The sequence below is a fragment of the Citrobacter sp. R-1.5.2 genome (genome assembly GCF_035064245.1).
In the GTDB taxonomy this organism is placed as follows: Bacteria; Pseudomonadota; Gammaproteobacteria; order Enterobacterales; family Enterobacteriaceae; genus Citrobacter.
On sequence record NZ_JASEYC010000104.1, the window covers coordinates 1 to 344 of the forward strand.

Genomic DNA, 344 nt, shown 5'->3' on the forward strand with positions numbered 1-344 from the left:
CCTGATGCACTGCGCTTATCAGGCCTACGAATGCAAACCTTTGTAGGCCGGATAAGGCGTTTACGCCGCCATCCGGCAAAGAAATGCCTGATGCACTGCGCTTATCAGGCCTACGAGTGCAAACCTTTGTAGGCCGGATAAGGCGTTTACGCCGCCATCCGGCAAAGAAATGCCTGATGCGCTGCACTTATCAGGCCTACGAGTGCAAACCTTTGTAGGCCGGATAAGGCGTTTGCACCGCCATCCGGCGAAGAAATGCCTGATGCGCTGCGCTTATCAGGCCTACGAATGCAAACCTTTGTAGGCCGGATAAGGCGTTTACGCCGCCATCCGGCGAAGAAATG

At 54.9% G+C, this 344-nt stretch carries 1 pseudogene; it reads left to right on the forward strand.

The annotated features are described in order from the left end of the window. Positions 1–97: 97 nt before the first annotated feature. Positions 98–172, forward strand: a pseudogene (locus tag QMN38_RS27160) (hypothetical protein); the annotation flags it as partial. Positions 173–344 lie beyond the last annotated feature (172 nt).